Here is a 17,492-nt window from a genome sequence, read left to right as displayed (position 1 = left end):
AAAGTCGATTGCACACACTTACCATAACCAGAAGGAGCCGACGATGAACCGCTTCCTCTCTCTCATGCTGCTGATGTTGGGGCTTTGGCTCCCGATGGCTTGTGATAAGGACTCTGGCAAGGATGATGGTGGGGGTGCACCGACCCCCGCATCCTTTACGATTCACTTCCGTATTCCGCCTTCCGAACAAAATCTGGAATTCAGTTTGAACCAGGGTACGCTGAAACCCTTGGCCGATGACGCCTTTGGTCGTCAATTCGAGGCCACAGGACTGGCGGCCGATGCTACGCTGATCGTGAAACGCGATGGCGAGGAAGTCGACCGCCTCGCGTTCAAACCAGAAGGCACGGGCGTCTGGTTTTTTGCCGGCAGCCCCAATGCATTTAAATCCGCGCCTCCGGTTTTGCCGCAGAACGATGAGGACCTCGTGGTCTACTTCGTGCCGGCGCCTTCCCAGGCCAAGCAAAATTGGGGACTGCATATCTGGGATGCCAACACCAATACCAACTTCACCCGCTGGGAAGAGCCTCTGGCCCTGACAGAAGCCGTCCCGGTCTATGGCCAGGCCGCGCGCTTGGATGTGCCGCCTCAAACCGGATACAGCGCAGCGCCGACAGGCTATAAAAAACTGCCGAGCAAAATGGGTCTCATCATTCATGTCGGTGACACCAAGGGCACCGATGGCGACATCTTTTACGAACCGGCCCGCAACGGTCGCATCATCTTTCTGAGTGGCGGCAGCGGAAAGATCCACTGCAGTCCCGATCTGAAACCCTGCGGCTGGCAGCCCGAGATCGAAGGCGCTTCGGCCCACTGGGTGAAGCCCGATGAAATCCTTTGGCGGAATGATGGCAAGGCTGCTGATTATAAACTCCTGGCCAGCGCCACGGGACAGCTTGATATCAATAAACTCCGAGGCGTCCTGAACGATCCCGAGATCGTGCAGATTCCTCTGGCTAAAAACGCCGCGATCAGCGCGTCGACGAAAACCGCATTCCCGCACCTTGCCAACGGCTTCAGCAGTTTCTCGCTCGATGCCGGTGACAGGCTGAGTGCTTTGGTGAAGTCAGAACTGGTGGTCGTGGCCTTGAACGAACAGAATCGCATCATCGCGGCCACACGCCCGCAACTGGGCGGTGTTTTGGACGAGTCCTTTGCCTTTGACGGCGAGCTGGGCCTGACCGTGGGCCCCGCCAGTCAGCTGAAGCTCTGGGCCCCAACCGCGCAGGCCGTAAAGCTCAATGTTTACGACCGCGATAAAAAACTGCAGACGACGCTGCCCATGGTCGAAGACCGCGGCGTCTGGTCTGCCGATATTCCTGCCGAATGGATCAGCAAACGCCTTTATTACCGCTATGGAATGAAGGTCTATCATCCGTTCACGGGCCGCATCGAACAGTACGAAGTTTCCGATCCTTATGCCGTCAGTGGCTCGTTCAACGGCGAATTCAGCCAGTTCCTCGATTTGAACGATCCGACGCTGAAGCCCGCGGGCTGGGATGCGCTCAAACTGAGCCCGATCAAAAATCCGACCGACATGGTCTTCTATGAAATGCATATCCGCGACTTCAGCGGTCGTGATGAGTCCGTTCCTGCCGAACTGCGCGGCACTTACAATGCGCTGACTCTGAATGGCAGGAATGGTCGCGTGCTATCCAAAGGCATGGAGCATCTGCAGAAACTTCAGGCCGCGGGCCTGACTCACGTCCAGGTCCTGCCCGCTTACGATTTCGGTTCGGTGAATGAGGATCGCAGTCGCACTCTGAATATGGATGATCCTTTCAGCAAACTCTGCGCGTTTTTGCCCGCTAATGAAGCCCGCTGCAAAAATCCAGCGGATGCGAGCATTTTCGATGTGTTCAGTTCACTGCCCCGTGACGGCCAGGACATCGCCCAGCTGAGCAGCGCCCTGATCGAGCGTGACTCCTTCAACTGGGGTTATGATCCCGTGCATTACGGAATGCCGGACGGCAGCTATGTGTCCGCCGCCGGTGGGGAAGGCGAGGCGCGCGTTCTGCAGTTCCGCAACATGGCCCAGGGCCTGAACGAGATCGGCATTCACCTGGCGATGGACGTGGTCTATAACCACACTTATTCCTCGGGCCTGAGTCCCAACTCGGTTCTGGATAAGGTCGTCCCTGGCTATTATCACCGTCTGAATCCGATCACCGGATCCATCGAACGCTCCAGCTGCTGTGAAAACACCGCGAGCGAACGCATGATGATGGAAAAACTCATGATAGATACTTTGAAGCGCTGGTATGTGGATTACAAGGTGGATTCCTTCCGCTTCGACCTCATGGGTCTTCACTTCAAGGACAACATGCTGAACATTCAAAAGGCCCTGGGACCAGATGTCTTCATCTTCGGTGAAGGCTGGGCGATGGGGGAATTGAATGGAGACGTTCGCAGCCAAAGCACAGCCCGTCAGGCGAATATGGCGGGAACTGGCATCGGCACCTTCAATGACCGCTTCCGCGACGCGGCGCGGGGCGGTGGCCCCATGGACTGCGGTGTGAAGCTGCTCCAACAAAGTCCCATCAATGGTCTGTTCTTTGACGACAACGGTCGCGGTGGGCTTTTGCAGGAAAAGGGTTTCGGCGCTTCGTGCACCAATCGCGACAGTTACGTCGACGCTCCTTTGGATGTGAAAAAGCAGAGCCTTCTGAACCTTCAGGATCGCCTGCGCCTGGGCCTGGCGGGTACTCTCAGCGAATACTCCCTGGTGAATAATGCCGGCAAGAAGGTCCTTGGTCGCCAGATGGATTACAACGGCACGGGTGCTGGCTATACCCGTTCTCCACGCGAGACGCTGAACTACATCGAGAACCACGATAATCAAACGTTCTGGGATATCACGCAGGTTAAACTTCCCTACGCCTTAAGCATGACGGATCGCGTCCGCGTGCATGGCCTTGGTTTAAGTTTCAACATGCTGGCGATGGGCGTGCCCTACTTTGAAATGGGCGCTGAATTCCTGCGCTCCAAATCCCTGGTCCGCGACAGCTACAACGCGGGTGACTGGTACAATCAGGTGGACTTCACCTTTGAACGGAGCAACTGGAACCGCGGTCTGCCATCCGCTGATAAGGATGGCGACAACCTCGCTGTCATTCGTGATGTCGTGAAAAATGTTCCGGAAGGACCGGCTTTGGCCGACACGCAAAAAGCCGTTGGCATGTTCCTCGATCTTCTGAAGATTCGCCGCAGCTCACCGCTCTTCCGTCTTGCAACAGCGGCTGATGTCGAGCAGCGTGTGGATTTCATCGGGGGAACGGAAGCCCTGCCGGGTGTGATCGCGATGCGTATTGCGGATGAAGTCTGCGGCGCTGCTGATCTGGATAAGGACGTCAGCGAAATCGTGGTCGTCTTCAACATGCAGCCGACAAGCCAGACGCTGCCTTACCGCAAGCAGATGGAACTCCATCCGCTCCAGGCCGCGGGTACGGATAGCGTCGTGAAGCTGGCGAAGTCCGATGGCTTGACTCTGGAGGTTCCGGCACGCACCGCAGCGGTCTTTGTGGCGAAACCGACCACGGGGCTTTCCATGTGCCGCCCTGAGGCCTCGATGATTTTCCGTTAAATAACCTGCCCGAGATCAGCCATGCGGCGAGTCTCGGGCATCAGTTCGTTGTCGGCAATGACCCGAGCGGGAATGCCGACAGCCACCTTGCCTTCCGGTATCGCATCCACCACCACAGCATTGGCTCCCAGAAAAGCATAGGCTCCGACCTGGATCGCCCCCAGCACGCGCACGCCGGCCCCGATCACAGTATGCGGTCCAATCACAGGGCTGCCCTGGAAACGCGCCGCGCCTATGGTGTTGTTGCCAAAAAAGATGCAGCCTTCGCCAACCTTCGCATCTCCACCGACCACGGTGCCTACCGTGTGCACGAAATAAACACCATGGCCCAGCTCGATATCAATCCCGAGTTCTATCGCATAGAACATCGTCTGCCAAAGGCGGATGAGACGATTGATGAAGGGGATGCGCCAGCGCCGGAACAGTTTCCGCAGACGGAAGCTGAAGAGCACCGCGAAGGCATCGCAGGCCAGCCAGATCCAAAGATAATTCCTGATTGTTGCCGGCCGGTTTTCATAGGCCAGGATCATGCGAATATCACGCGACACATCATAAAAGAGGGACTGACCCACAGGTTTACGCGGCATGGTCTTTCGCCTCCGATTTTACGTAAGGATCGGCGCCCCTGAGTGGGGAGGTCTTGTAACCGCCCACATACTGCAGGCAGTAAAGGACGCTGCAGAGCGGAACAGCGATCCGCAGGGGAAGACTCCAGGCCAGTGGCAGGACAAGCCAGGACAGGGGAGTAATCACAAAGGGATAGCGAAAAGCCAGTTTCGCCAGCATGCGCTTCACAAGGCTGGGGCTCTGAAAGATCTGGCTCGGATGCAGCGTGGGCTGCTGGGGATACAGCAGCGCAATCGCCAGATCATAGTGCCCATAAAGGCGTGCGCGATTCATAAAGGAACGGAAGCGGCCGGTCGGGGAGTTGTGATAGGCGGCAGCTTCCCGGACAAAAGCAAAGCGTGCGCCGCCATCATACTGAAGGCGCAGACCCAGTTCGCGGTCCTCGGCCTGGCGGAAGTTGCCATTGAAGCCGCCGACCTTTAAGAAGAGTTCCTTCGGCAGTGAGACGTTCGCGCTGAAAAAATGCACACCGGCCGGAGCCACCGTCCCCATTTCAAAATTTTCATACATGGTGCGGATGGATTTTTCATAGAACCATTCGAACGCCGGTCGCCGGGGATTATCCCGGGGAGGCAGGATCGCGCCCAGAGCCACGGTGGGAACCTCGCTCTTTTCATGAAAGACGAGGTGGCTCTGCAAGAATCCGGGATGAGCCGCTTCCATATCGTCGTCAAGGAACAGAAGGTTCTGGCCGCGCGCCTCGCGCACTCCGTACTGCCTTGCAACCGCCTGGCCCTGGTTGGACTGCGAAAGGATTCGGATCCAGCCGTCTTTTTGTTTTTGCTGATAGCTCTGCAGCACGCTCCAGGTGCTATCGCTACTGCCATCATCGACCAGGATCACTTCCGAGCAGCCGTGATCGATCGTCTGCAAAAGGAGGGCTTCAATCAGCACCGGCAGGCGTCGGGCTCGGTTGTAAGTCGGAATAATAACGCTGAGAAGTATGTTCATGAATGTATTGTACCACGTTGATGGCGCAAGGCGTGATTTATCAAGGGACCAAAAAGATCTTGGAAGTTAACTAAAAGTGTAAAACCTACGCAGAAAAAATTCAAGACCCCCGTGAAGCCAGCCGAAACTGGAATGGCACCATCACAGTCATCGTTAGCAGGGGTCTCTATGAAGGACTTCAGTGAAAAACTGGAAGAGGAAATTCTCGGTCAATGGGGTCGGCAAAAACCTTTGCCTGATCGAATTTACTTTTTCAAGGTTTTTCGCCGCAATTTTGGGCTTATGGGACTCGGCATCCTGATCACGGGCGCCCTGGCCCTGACCTTGCCCCTGATCGTGGACAATACCTATAAATCGAGCGTCTACGCGATCTTTGATCATGTGGATGTTTCCGGTTCAGGACTCGGGACTTCGCCTCAGGTGCGGTACAATACCGTCGCGCGCCTTTTCCGGGCCCGCTTCGAATCTCAGGACTTCCTGACCGAGATCGCCAACAAGCTCGGCGGTCGCGACGTCTTCATGCGCGAGAGTCCCATCGGACAGCTCATGCAAAAAGTCTTAAAGGGCCGCGTGAACCTTTTGAACGATGATGCAGAAGCCAAGGATGACAAGGTCATCCTCGCCAAGGTGCTCAGCAAGCAGCTCGATGCCTTCCCCGAACCAGAGTCGGGGGTTCTGACCCTCACGGCCTATACGCACACTCCGAAGCTGTCGCAGGATCTCGCCAACCAGGCCATGGAGCTTTTCATCCGGAAGGAACTGGATGAACAGATCCGGAGCCTTGACATCAAATTGAACTTTCTGCAAAAAAACATCACAAAGCAGCCGGAAGCCCGATCATCGAGGCGCGCGGAGCCTCAGGAAAGCCGCGCTTCACGGGTGAATAAGCTGCAGGCCGCGGACAAGCAGACAGAGCTCGAAGACCGCCTGCGCACCCTGAACGGTCAGCTGGATAATGCCCGCATTGATCGTGAACAGGCCATGGCGGAGGTGAAGCGGGAACTCGTGCGCCTGCAGACGACGCTGCAGCCCAATCATCCCCAGGTGGTTGAGAAGCGCAAGGAACTGGATGTGATCGCCTCGCAGTATGCGAATAACGAGAACAAGATTCAAAACAGTCTGGAAGCCGTAAGGGCGCAACTGCGCGCGCTGCGGTCGTCGTCGGCTCTGGGGCCGGACGTGACCAACCTCGACATTCGTGATTCCCAGGACTATCAGGGCAGTTTCTTCGTGGCCGTTTCCGATCGGATCAAGGATATCGAACTGGAACGCAAGAACCTGATTCGGCAGAAGGATGATCCCAACCTTCGGACCCGCCTTCGCATCATTTACCCGGCCGCCTATGAACCGACGCCCTATAAGAACAATCGCCGCAACATGGCCCTGGCCGTGGTCGCAGCGGGCCTTGGGGTGATCGGTATTCTGATCATCCTGCGCGAGATTCGCAACCCACGCGCCCGCGACGTCTGGCGCGTGGAGCGCAGCACGGGCCAGGAGATCGTGGCCCAGATCTCACTGAAGAGCGCCAACGAGTTCTCGGATATCACGCCGAATCTCGCGGACAAACTGCGATCGCATCTTTCCAAGATCAATCGGGTCGATGACGCGGCCCGTACTCTTCTATCCTATCGCCGCCTGGAACTGGCGATGGAGCGCGGCTGCCAGGGGCGGGTCGTGATGCTGATCAACGCCGGTCCTTTCGACGAGACGGCGCTGGCCATCAAGAACTTTTTGAACATCTATGCGACCGATCATCAGGATGATTACCTTCTGATCGACTGCAACCTTCAGGATCCCGTCTATCGCAAAGTCGGGGACGGTCCTGATCTCGTTGATTTCTGGGAAGGCCGGGCCAGCTTTGAAAAGGTGATGCTGCCGCGCGAGGAGCTGGATGGATTCGCCTTTGATGTGATCCCCCCCATGCCCAAACTCAGTGGCGAAAAAACCCGCGCGTTCCGCGAAGACCGCATTGAACTCGCCCTGGATAAGATTCCAGGTCATTATAAGAAGGTCTTCATCCGCGCCATGCCTGAGTCTCACTTTATCGAGAATATGGCTCTACTGAAGGTGTCGAGCGATGGCTTCGTCTTCGTCGACGCCAATCACACCAGCTATTTCGATTTGCAGCGAACCCTGACTCACCTCAAGTCGGATAAACTGCGTGGCCTCGTGGCCCTGGGAACTTAAGTGATGAATGGTCGTTACCAAAAACCTTCGATGCTGCCCCGAGCGATTCTGATATTGCTCGGTCTGGCTCTGTTTTTGGATATTCCCGCGGCACGCGCTTATAATGAGCATTCCGCATGGACGGCGAAAATCGGCAGGCTTCTGTTTCACGGGATCAATGAAGTCTATGGCATTCCCCTGTCTTTCACGCTCTTTGAAGTGCTCAGTTATGGTCTGGCCGGACTGATCATGATCCGCTGGGGCACCCAGCGTTCGCGGCTTTGGTTGATCCTGGCCCTCTCGGCTTTTCTCGTTCCCCTGGCCTGCGCCATGGGCACGGTCACCGGGATCCTGCGCGGCAACGTCCTTGGGCTCGCATTCAGTCAGCTTCATTTCGTGCCCATGATCCCCATCTGGTTGGTGATCGGTTATTATCTGGGCATGCAGCCCATCTTTCTGCAGAAGGCGGTGCGCATTCTGTTTTGGATCTGCATCTGGCGCAGCGTCTATGCCCTTTATGTGTTCCTCTTCGTCTATGGAGGGCGAATGGGAACGCGCGAATACCTTATAGATCATGCCAGTTCAGGGTTCCTGGCCATGGCTCTCGGTTATGCGGGATTTCAGGCCTTCACGCAGCGCGAGAACCTTCGCCGCCTCTGGGCCTATGGCGCGGCCTTTGCCCTGATGCTTTGGCCTTATATCCTCAATGATCGCCGCACCTCTTTCGTGGGTCTCATGGCGGCCCTTTTGTTGGTTCCTTTCATTCTGCCCAAAGCGATACGCCTGCGCCTGCGCTCCACCTTCCGCCTCGCATTGGCCGTGGCCGTCGTCCTCGTTTCCTATAAGGTGGTGTTCAGCAAAGCACCCGCCAGGCTCGGGCAGCAGGAATATGGGGAAGAAGTGGTGGATGTCGGCAACCTCGACTACCGGCAGATTGAAAACTACAACCTGATGATCGGCGTCATCGAACGGCCGCTCCTGGGACTGGGTTTTGGCACAAGGTTTCCACAGGCCGTGCCCTTGCCGGACATCTCGTTCTCTTTTGAACTCTTCGATGCGATCCCGCACAATACCTTGCTCTATCTTTGGACTTTCGCGGGACCTTTCGGTATTGCTGGTTTGATGACAGCCAGTTGCTTCATGATGCTCGTGCTGTCACGGGTCGGGCAACTGGCCCGCTCCAAGCGTGAGCTGCTGCTCGCTTTCCTGGGTTTGATCACCGTCACCCAGTGGGGCATGTATGTGAGTTTCGATATGGGTCTTCTGGAAAGCCGTACATCCATGCTGATGGGCGTCTTTGCAGGCGGTCTTTTCCCGGTCTACGGACGCATCCTTTTGGAGCAATCTTATGCGAAGTATCAGGAACATTTACGCTCTGGTCCTGCTGTGCAGTCTGAGCAGCCTTTTGGGTTGCCTCCGTCACTACAGTGGCAACGACCTCAAGCTGGCGCCGCGCGGACGCACATTTAACGCCCAGGGCGAATACATTATCGGGCTGAACGACAAGGTCACCATTCGCGTGATCGGCAGCAACGATATCAACGGCGAATTCGTGGTCTCGCAGGCCGGCAATATCAGCCTTCCTCTGATCGGCGCCGTCCAGGCTGCAGGCCGCACGGAACGCGACCTGTCGCGGATCCTGACCGAGCACTATAAGACCTTCTTGAAAAACCCCAGCGTCTCGGTGGGCGTGACAGGCTACGACAGCTATAAGATCTATATCACAGGTGAAGTCAGAAAGCCCGGAGTCTATACGTTCCAGGAAAAGACCACGCTGCTGCAGGGCATTGCCACAGCCGGCGGCCTGGGTGAATTCGCGCGCGGTGAAATCATTCTGCATCGCGGCGCGAAGAGCGGCGCCATCGAAAAGTTCGTCACTGATTATGAAAGCGTTTTGAAAGGCGAGGACCGGCTGGATGGTTTTCTTTTGGAACGCGGTGATGTGATCAACGTCTACTGAGGTGCCTCATGTACGCCAACGCCTTGGTGCTCTTTCTCCTGGCCTGGATGGTCATTCCCGGTCTTTGGCTGGCCCAGAGACCCTGGGCCGTCTCGCCCAAGATCTGGTTCTATACCCTGCTTGGAAATCTGCTCCTCTTCACGGCGCTCGGTGTGCTTTTCAAACTGCTCCCCTGGTTGATCGATCCGCGGGTCGCGCTCTGACTTCATGATGCTCAATCATTTCCCTAATCTACCGATATAATCTGCGAACAGCGAAAGCAGGAAATTTCGGTGCAAGGATATGGGAGCCTCATCATGCGCAAAGCTGCAAGTGCCCGTTTCAGGGTGCTTGGTCTGCTTTTGTCGCTTATATCCCAAACCCTTCACGCCCAAATGCAAAGCCTCTCCGCGACCAAGCTCCAGGAGAACGAGATCCTCGAAATACGAGGCGAATGGGATTTTTTCTGGGGTGAATGGATCGAGGCCGGCGACGAGCGTCCGGCTCCCCAGAAGGCAGCAAGCGCCAGGTCCTGGTCCCACGATCTGGATCCAGGGTTAAAGACTGGTCAGGGTTATGCCAGCTACCGGCTGGTCCTGACCGACCTGGAGCCTCGTATGGACGGCTATTCACTGGCCATTCGCAGCGCTTCCGTCGCCATGAAGTTCATGATGTACCCCAGGCACAAACCTGAAAAAATCCGTGTGGTCACAGCCGGGCGAGTCGGTACCTCGATGAACGAGGAAATTCCACAGCTGCGTGCCACCCATATCCGCTTTTTTCCCGAGCCGGATGAAAAAGAGTGGGTGGTTCTGCTCCATGTCTCGAACTTTCATTACAGCCGCGGAGGACTCTGGACGGGTCCGCTCCTGAGTCATGGGAACTTCGCTGAGTTCCGTCTGACCGAAGATCGCGAACTGCTGCTTTTCTGCCTCGGCATGATCACTGTGATCGGTGTTTATAACATCGTACTCTTCATCAGGCGACCCTCCGACAAACCGACTTTGATGCTGGCGCTCTTTTGCGCGGTGGTCTGCCTTCGCTCCTGCGTCGCGGATAACCTGATCGCCTGGTACATACCTGCCCTGGATGCACGCCTCTATCATATGAAATACCTTCTGGAATATGCGACCATGGTCCTCGGGCCCCTGGCCTGCATCAGCTTTCTTCATTTCTCGTTCGCGGCCTGCTCTTTGCCCAGGTTCTATCGCTTCGTGGTCAATCTCAGCCTTCTGGCAGGACTGGTGATTCTGACTTTGGATACCTACACGCGATCCCTGCTCCTCGTGCCCATCCAGCTGGTCATCGTCGTTCAAATCACCTTTGGTCTGACCGTTGTCACCCGTGCCGTGATTCAGCGCCGGCATGAAGCCCTGCTGGCGGCGAGCGGCTGCTTCATCCTGTCAGGCTGCGTGTTCTATGATATCCTCGTCACCTTCAACATCTTTTCGCAACCTTACCTGACGTCGATCGGCATGTCGTTTTTCGTCTTCATGCAGAGCCAGGTCGTGGCGCAGCGCTTTGCCAAGGCCTTCCGCGTGGCTGAGCATTTGAGTGAAAGACTGAAGGACGAAGTCGATCGGCAGACTCTGGAACTGCGCTCCATCATGGAAAACATTCCGCAGGGCGTCTTCATCATGCTGGCCGATCGCACGATCCAGCGGCATTATTCGCGGGAACTGGAGATGCTCCTGGGTGAACAGAACCTGGCCGGCCGACTGGCCCTGCCTATGCTCTTTCAAAATTCCAAACTCACCGACGAGGATCGCTCGATCATCGACAGCATCCTGGTCAGTATCTTTCACGAGCCTCTTTTCGTTTGGGAACTCAATCTGCCCAACCTTCCGCAGGAATTCAAAAGGTTCGAAGGGGATGCCCAGCAGACCTTCACCATGGAATGGCATCCGATCGTGAATCGGGACGGGCTGGTCGATCGGGTTCTTGTAACCCTCCGCAACGTCACGGAAATTAGGGGTCTGCAGGCCTCGCTGCGCAAGGACCAGGAGGCCTTTGCCTGCCTGCTCGAAATCGTGCAGATCGCACCGGATCGCTTCCGCGATTTCATGCAGCAAAGCCAGGATATGCTTCGTCGCGCGCAATTCGATACCCACGAAAGCGATTTCCTCCTGATGCAGCGCAAGGTTCTGATGCGCCTTCATACCTGGAAGGGTCTTGCGCGAAGTCTTCACATGAAGTCTCTCACGTCGAGCATTCATGATGCGGAGAAGATCCTGAGCGGGATCTCAGCTCATGATCGGTCGCTGGTCACGGCGGAGCTGGACGCTCTCACCAACAAGCTGAGCGCCTATGAAAAGGTCGGCACGGAACGGCTCGGGCATATGTCGAGCCTCGCTCCATCCCAAGTCATGAGCGCAGAAATGAAAGACCTCCTGGGCGCCTGGTACCGTTATCACTACGAAGCGGGCGCAGCCCAGCGGCAGGCACTGGATCAGGCCATGGAGCGTTATGTGAAGTCGCTGCCCGATATCACCACGGGCCAGCTTCTCGACACGCTGCAGAGTGAAATGGACAGCCTCGCCAGGGATTTGGACAAACCCATCGCGGTTCTGGAACGACAAGGTCTTATGGAAGAGCCTCTGCCGCCGTTGCTGTTCCGAAGCCTTGGTTATGCGCTGCAGCATCTTCTCAGAAATTCCTTGGATCATGGTCTGGAATCAGCTGCGGAACGCAAGGCCAAGGGCAAGGCGGCTGAAGGTCGAATCACCATCGCCTTTGCGATTCGTAACGGGATTTTGGAGATGGATTATCGTGATGATGGCCGGGGGCTGGATTTGCAAAAGGTGCGCAGGAAAGCTGAAGAGCTGGGTCTGGTCTCACCGCGAACGCCCCTGCGACCCGAGGATATCGCCCCCTTTATTTTCGTACCGGGATTCAGTACCAAAGGAGAAGCGAGCATGATCTCCGGTCGCGGCATCGGCATGGACGCTGTGCGCCTCCTGGTGGAAGAGAGTGGGGGGACGATTGCCCTTATCCCTGATCAGGCCGACCAGTCCGTGCAGGCGTTTCACCTGCGCGCGAGCTGGCCGATCGAGATGCTGATCAGCGAGGCTTCTTAACGACAGGATCCGTCCGGGTTCACCATGGCGAGGGGCAGTTCCAGAGTCACCACGTTTTTTTCCACCTTGGTCGTCGGCGGCAGCGACTTCACGCCGCTCATCATGGCGGAAGCCTTATCAAGTTCGGCCTTCCAATCCCTCTGTGGCTTTTGATTCTTCAGCTGCTCGCGCGCCTCGGGAATGCCGGAGGGAAGACCGCTGTAAACGGTCGCGTAATCCAGACCCAGCACAGCGAATTGATAATAGAAGATCGAGTTCGCGGCAATATTCAGGTCGCGATGATTCAGAATCTTGTTGAAGTCCGCAGCCGGCTTTCCGCCACAGGATTTTTTGCCCGCAGCGTCCCCGCAGATATAGATTCCATAAATTCCTGTTTGGCTCATGTCCACAGGCAAAGAAACCTTCGTGCCCTGGGTCAGCTCGTTGAAGGAAAGAGTATGGGTGATGGCAGGCTTGGCTTTCCCGCCCTCAGCCATAGGCTCCAGAGAAAGCAGGACAGATCCCGTGCTGCCGACCACATTACGGATCGCTTCGATATCACCGGGATAGCACACATACCGAGGCTTGACGCGGACTGCAAAAAAGGTGCGGCCTTTTTCATCTATTTCCAGTCCCATCTGATCCAGGTCAGCCTCACGGATGCCCTGGTAGGGATCTGTGGGACTGGGCGTCTCGGCCGTGGAACCCTTGGGAAGGGACTCCGTCGTAACATTCTTCGTCGCTTTCGCCCGCATCGCCGGAGGCGCTGCGCTGGGGCTTTCCAATGCAGGTATCTCTTTGTTCATCATATACTGGGAAACGAGGACCGCCGTGATCACAATGCCGGTCAGAATAAAGATGGGCTTGGAATTCTTCTCGTTTTTCTTCTTTGCCCGCCCGCGATTTGCTATCGGACGCATCGGTTTCACAGGGGTCTGGCCCTGCGATTTTTCCGGCTTTCCAGGAGCCTTTGCCTGCGGCCGTAGTTTGATCTGCGAAACCTCCTGGGGGCTGTTGTCAGTCCGGGAGGGCTCGTTCAAATTCAGATCGAGGGTTACTTTGGATTTGTCATTGGGATCATTCGGTGCCGCCATAGCTTACTGCTCCAGTCGAATTCCAGCGAAGTTTTCAAAGGGATAGACCTGATTCTTTTTCACAAGCCTGAGCGAGGTGGACGATTGATCACGAATCACGGCCCGCACGTCAACAGTCATGGCGGCATCGGCGGCCGCCTGACTGAAGCAGGCCTGCATGCCCAGGACGTTATCCCGGTTCATTTTCGTGAGGTTTTCATTGGCGACGTTCTGTGGAAAGATGCGGTTTTCTGCGGCCAAAAGCGCGATGCCCGTGGCATTGTTCACGCCGGTGATCCTGACCGCGGGCACCTGCCCCCTGGGGCATCTATGGCAGCTCGCGTTGAAACTGCCTGCATAGTCGAGCCCCGAGACGAAGCTCACCATCTCTTTGGTCCCAGGAGTTTGACAGATGTTCTCAATGGTGACCTTGTCGATGACCGAGACGCCATTCACCATCCGGCGAATCCACAGCCTCAATTTAGGGCAAATCGTGCCGCCTGGACCGCAGCTGGCCCCAGCGGCGTTCAGCATTTCCTGGCCGCTGCCGGGAATACTCGGCTGGGACTCCCGCATGCGATAGTCCCAGTCCTTTTTTATGATGGACAGCAGCTGCTCGACTTCGGTTTGCGTGACCTGGTCGATTTTTTTGTAGGCGAGATATTTCTGCGAACGCACCAGCATCTGATAGCCACCAAAGGCCAATACGCTGCCAATGGCGATGCTGATCACCATTTCCACCAGGGTCATACCGGCTTCGCTATCCTTAAGTTTCGTCTTCATAGCCGACATTGAAGGTTCCTAATTTGCTGTCATAAAAAACCGTATCGCCTGCCGACGTCGCCCAATGCAGGGCATAGTAGATTTCAAAACCGAAGCCTCGGCTCTTGATCATGGCCGCACAGGTCACGGGTTGATCCGTTTTCAGATTTTTCATCTTCACGTACATCTCGATGAAGGCCCCCCGGTTGCCGGCGAAGGCGTCTTTGGATGCGTTTGTGCGGGCTGCACTCTGGGTTCTAAGATCGAAGCAACCGTAGAAAGTATGGGCGTTATTGGGAAGGACGCCCGCAGCGAAGGGCGTGCCTTGGCAGCGCTCCACATCTTTGCTGGCCTGAGCCGGAGGCGCCGTCACAGTATCTTTGGGGCTGTAAAAACGCGGATTTTTGTGGTTCACGGTCACCAAAGTGCCAATCTCATGATTCAGAAAGAAATTATTCGGATTCTGCGCGCAGCCTTCTTCGATATACTTGCGAAAGTGCCTTGTCAGATTCTGAAGGATCAGGTTTTCCGCTTCGCGCGCGGACATCGCCGCTTCCACCTTGCGGCCGGAGACGTTGATGTTCTGAAAGCTTCGCGACGCCATCAGCGAGACGATGGCAAAAATCGCCAGCGACATCATGATGGCCACGAGGGACGCCCCGGATTCCTTGTTCCATGCCTTGTTAGTCAAGAGAAAACTCCCTCTTTAAGGCTTAAGCTCGGACAGCTTGCCCGTTAAAGAATGGCCCAGCTGTTCCTGGAGATAAAGGTCGCCCGTGACAACTCCATCAGCAAGGATAGCATGATCAGCCGGCTCTTTAGAATCGGTTGCGATCTCGAAGTTCCAGACCCATTCCGCGGGTGCTTCCTTGTCCGCGGCCACCGAGCGAATCAGCTCTTCACCCTTGGCCCCGAGAATTCGGTCTCCCGCTTTCAGGTCCTCTGCCGGACGAATGCCAGCGGGAGTCAGAAAGGGGTGTTTGGACGTGACCCGGACGATGCCGCTGGCCGTTTCAATCGACCAGAGAGGCAGTTTTTCAGGACCTGGCGTCACGCGTTTGATAGCCATGGCCTTCTGCCGAATGGGATTCCAGACCAAATCATTCTCTTTCAGCTGGCGAATGGGTTTTTCGCTGCCATCACCCATGCGGATTTTCGTGTTGGCCTCGAAGCAGCCAAGGTCAACGCGCAGGTTGGTGGTGGCGTTGCACGAAGCGGAATCGGCTGAATCCACGATCGTGAAAGGCGTACGGTTGCCGCCAATATCCACCGCGAAGCAACGGGCCCCGGTGGGACAGGCCTCCACCTTGGTGGGCGAGGTTGCGACACCGGCCACTTCCCAGTTGGGTTTATAAGGTTTGAAGTCAAAGTTCATCGTGCCGACGTTGCCGCCGGAGACGACGGTCAGCGTTTGAGTCTGGCTGTAGTTAGGAAACTGAGAACCGAAGAAGGGGCACTTGTTCGTGCCGGCCGTAACGTGAACGATACAGCTGTTCTTGGTTCCGTCCAAGGCCGTCACCGTACCCAATAGCCTATAATTCACAGGGCTGGCCGCTGCATTCGCAGCCGCATCCAGCTGACCGCCGACATAGGCCTGGAGCAATTTCGAATCATACGATTCAAGGTTCGCGAGAACTGCGGGATCCACGGTCGCCAGAAGCGTGATGGATTTCAGACTTCTCTGCGTCATGGATTTCATGTCTTTGAAGTCTTTTTCATCCATGGCTTTCAGAGCATCCTGCTGTTCAGGCGTCAGGGTGGAAAGATATGTGAACGTGCTCAGATCGACAGAACTCATGTCCGTCAAGTCGCTGGGGTCAAGGCTCCAAAGATCGTTGAACTGCTTGATGGACATGCTCTGGAGGACTGTAAAGTCCACTTCGGAGTCGTCGCCGTCTCCGCCTTTGCCGCCGCCTTTGCCGCCGCCTTTGCCGCCGCCCGAATTATTGAAGAGACGCTGCAGATCAGATTTCAGCTTATCCAGCTCCTCCCACAGAGCTTTTCTTTGATCCACAGTCAGCACGCCCACGGCCGCTGAGTAAGCCGAAGCCTTGACGGGAGGTACGGAAGTCCCGGTGCTGTATGTGCTCGATGCCGGCGTGCAGAATGTTCCGTTGCCTCCGTTCTGGGTCAGACCACTGATGGGCTTGCCCGTAGGATCGGTCGCCGACATGACCAGCGAGTTGGGCTGGACGGGACCTTCGTACTCCGAGGTGATATTCACGCATTGGCCCGGAGGCACGCTGGCTTTGTCAGTCCAAAGTTTACAGAAAGCAGGAGGCGCAACGTAGTAACGGAAGCTGCAGTATTCGCCATCCGCATTCCCGAGGTCGACCTTTTTCAGATAGGCGTAGGTTATGAATTCAACATCGGTCTGGCCATCGACAGCCACCAGAGGACGCGGAGCGGTGGCCGTCCATTGGTGAACCACGGTATTCATGAAGCGTACGCTCCCTGCCCGTGTTTCCAGGCCCGCCTTTGTATGGTTCTTCGTTACGCCCAGAGGCGACATGATCGCCTCTGCTGATACGGGAACGTAGGCTTCCTCCGTAACTCCGGACACCACCAATTCCAACCTGATGGGTGCGTTCGGCTGGAATCTGTTCTGGCCATCGGCGCTGCGCAGTATGCATTTCGGTGCCAGAGGCGTTGGAACGTCGATGGTGGCCTTGTTCACCAGCTGCTGATTGTCGAAGGACTGGCTGGTGACTTCAACCTCGTATTGCCTGATATGCTGTTTGTTGTCCTTATCAAAGATCGGCTTGACGAAACGGATCTTGGAGTGACTGCTCAGCTTCGGACGCTCGCCACCTTTCACATAGGCAGCAAAGCTTTCGGGCGTCAGCTCTCCATCAGCCGGGCTCGCCACGTCAAGGTTCATGTTGGCAAACGACCAGGTCGAAACACTGGGCGCGAGGCGCGGTGTACCGATGGTTTTACCGCCACCCAGATAAGGATCGGGATAGATATAGGGCAGGGAGTCTGGATCATTCGACTCTGTGCCTGAAAAGTTCATGAGCGCCGTCGCTGTCGACAGACCCGAGATATTGCGCGTCTCGGCCTTCTGCTTCTGGCCGGTGACCTTCGACGATTTCAGCGTCTGGTTCAGCTTATCCATATTGTAGTAGACCGCTGTCCCTACACTGAGGGCAAGGATCATGGAAAGGAAGATGGATGCATCCCCTCGCTCGCTCCCAAGGCTCAAAAACTTACGACCCATTGCTGACTCCCCTCATGCTATGACGCTTAAATGAGGTATCGGAACCCCCCGGATCACTAGCTAAAAAAATACTTAAGCGTCTGGAAACACCGTAAAAACTGGCGAGATTAAAGAT

The 17,492-nt window shown here is 56.1% G+C and carries 12 protein-coding genes; 6 read left to right on the top strand and 6 right to left on the bottom strand.

All coding sequences use genetic code 11. The annotated features are described in order from the left end of the window. Window positions 1–43: 43 nt before the first annotated feature. On the top strand, window positions 44–3,583 hold the full coding sequence (gene pulA, locus VFO10_RS13800) for a pullulanase-type alpha-1,6-glucosidase (protein WP_325141069.1): 3,540 nt from the start codon (window positions 44–46) through the stop codon (window positions 3,581–3,583). Here the strand turns inward: pulA and epsC are convergent. Both epsC and VFO10_RS13790 read right to left on the bottom strand, forming a co-directional pair. Then, on the bottom strand, window positions 3,580–4,170 hold the full coding sequence (epsC, locus tag VFO10_RS13795) for a serine O-acetyltransferase EpsC (RefSeq protein WP_325141068.1): 591 nt from the start codon (window positions 4,168–4,170) through the stop codon (window positions 3,580–3,582). The two genes, pulA and epsC, sit on opposite strands and share 4 nt — an antisense overlap. After that, window positions 4,160–5,161, bottom strand: coding sequence for a glycosyltransferase family 2 protein (locus VFO10_RS13790; protein ID WP_325141066.1), 1,002 nt, complete (start codon window positions 5,159–5,161; stop codon window positions 4,160–4,162). Before VFO10_RS13790 ends, epsC begins: the two co-directional genes overlap by 11 nt. 168 nt (window positions 5,162–5,329) lie before the next feature. Here VFO10_RS13790 and VFO10_RS13785 point away from each other — a divergent pair, with 168 nt between their 5' ends. From VFO10_RS13785 to VFO10_RS13765, 5 genes are all read left to right on the top strand, one after another. Further along, window positions 5,330–7,348 (top strand): hypothetical protein, encoded by a 2,019-nt coding sequence (locus tag VFO10_RS13785; RefSeq protein ID WP_325141063.1) that lies wholly within the window; start codon window positions 5,330–5,332, stop codon window positions 7,346–7,348. Between the two features lie 3 nt (window positions 7,349–7,351). Next, entirely contained in the window at window positions 7,352–8,797 is a 1,446-nt protein-coding gene (locus tag VFO10_RS13780) for an O-antigen ligase family protein (RefSeq protein WP_325141061.1), read from the top strand. Further along, window positions 8,733–9,287 (top strand): polysaccharide biosynthesis/export family protein, encoded by a 555-nt coding sequence (locus tag VFO10_RS13775; protein WP_325141060.1) that lies wholly within the window; start codon window positions 8,733–8,735, stop codon window positions 9,285–9,287. Before VFO10_RS13780 ends, VFO10_RS13775 begins: the two co-directional genes overlap by 65 nt. A gap of 8 nt (window positions 9,288–9,295) precedes the next feature. Further along, window positions 9,296–9,490, top strand: coding sequence for a hypothetical protein (locus VFO10_RS13770; protein ID WP_325141059.1), 195 nt, complete (start codon window positions 9,296–9,298; stop codon window positions 9,488–9,490). A gap of 93 nt (window positions 9,491–9,583) precedes the next feature. Further along, window positions 9,584–12,343 (top strand): 7TM diverse intracellular signaling domain-containing protein, encoded by a 2,760-nt coding sequence (locus VFO10_RS13765; protein WP_325141058.1) that lies wholly within the window; start codon window positions 9,584–9,586, stop codon window positions 12,341–12,343. Here the strand turns inward: VFO10_RS13765 and VFO10_RS13760 are convergent. Genes VFO10_RS13760 through VFO10_RS13745 form a run of 4 tightly spaced genes read right to left on the bottom strand, consistent with a single transcriptional unit; the run spans window position 12,340 to window position 17,377 of the window. Beyond that, window positions 12,340–13,416, bottom strand: a complete 1,077-nt coding sequence (locus VFO10_RS13760; RefSeq protein WP_325141057.1) for a hypothetical protein — start codon at window positions 13,414–13,416, stop codon at window positions 12,340–12,342. The genes VFO10_RS13765 and VFO10_RS13760 overlap by 4 nt on opposite strands. A 3-nt stretch (window positions 13,417–13,419) precedes the next feature. Further along, a complete protein-coding gene (locus tag VFO10_RS13755; protein WP_325141056.1) occupies window positions 13,420–14,178 on the bottom strand; it encodes a PulJ/GspJ family protein in 759 nt (252 codons plus the stop codon). Continuing rightward, entirely contained in the window at window positions 14,162–14,848 is a 687-nt protein-coding gene (locus VFO10_RS13750) for a hypothetical protein (RefSeq protein WP_325141055.1), read from the bottom strand. The genes VFO10_RS13755 and VFO10_RS13750 overlap by 17 nt, the downstream gene beginning before the upstream one ends. Window positions 14,849–14,863: 15 nt before the next feature. After that, a complete protein-coding gene (locus VFO10_RS13745) occupies window positions 14,864–17,377 on the bottom strand; it encodes a Hint domain-containing protein (RefSeq protein WP_325141054.1) in 2,514 nt (837 codons plus the stop codon). Window positions 17,378–17,492 lie beyond the last annotated feature (115 nt).

This window comes from Oligoflexus sp., assembly GCF_035712445.1.
In the GTDB taxonomy this organism is placed as follows: Bacteria; Bdellovibrionota_B; Oligoflexia; order Oligoflexales; family Oligoflexaceae; genus Oligoflexus.
The sequence above is the reverse complement of the archived record's forward strand: the minus strand, read 5'-3'. Positions and strand labels throughout refer to the sequence as shown.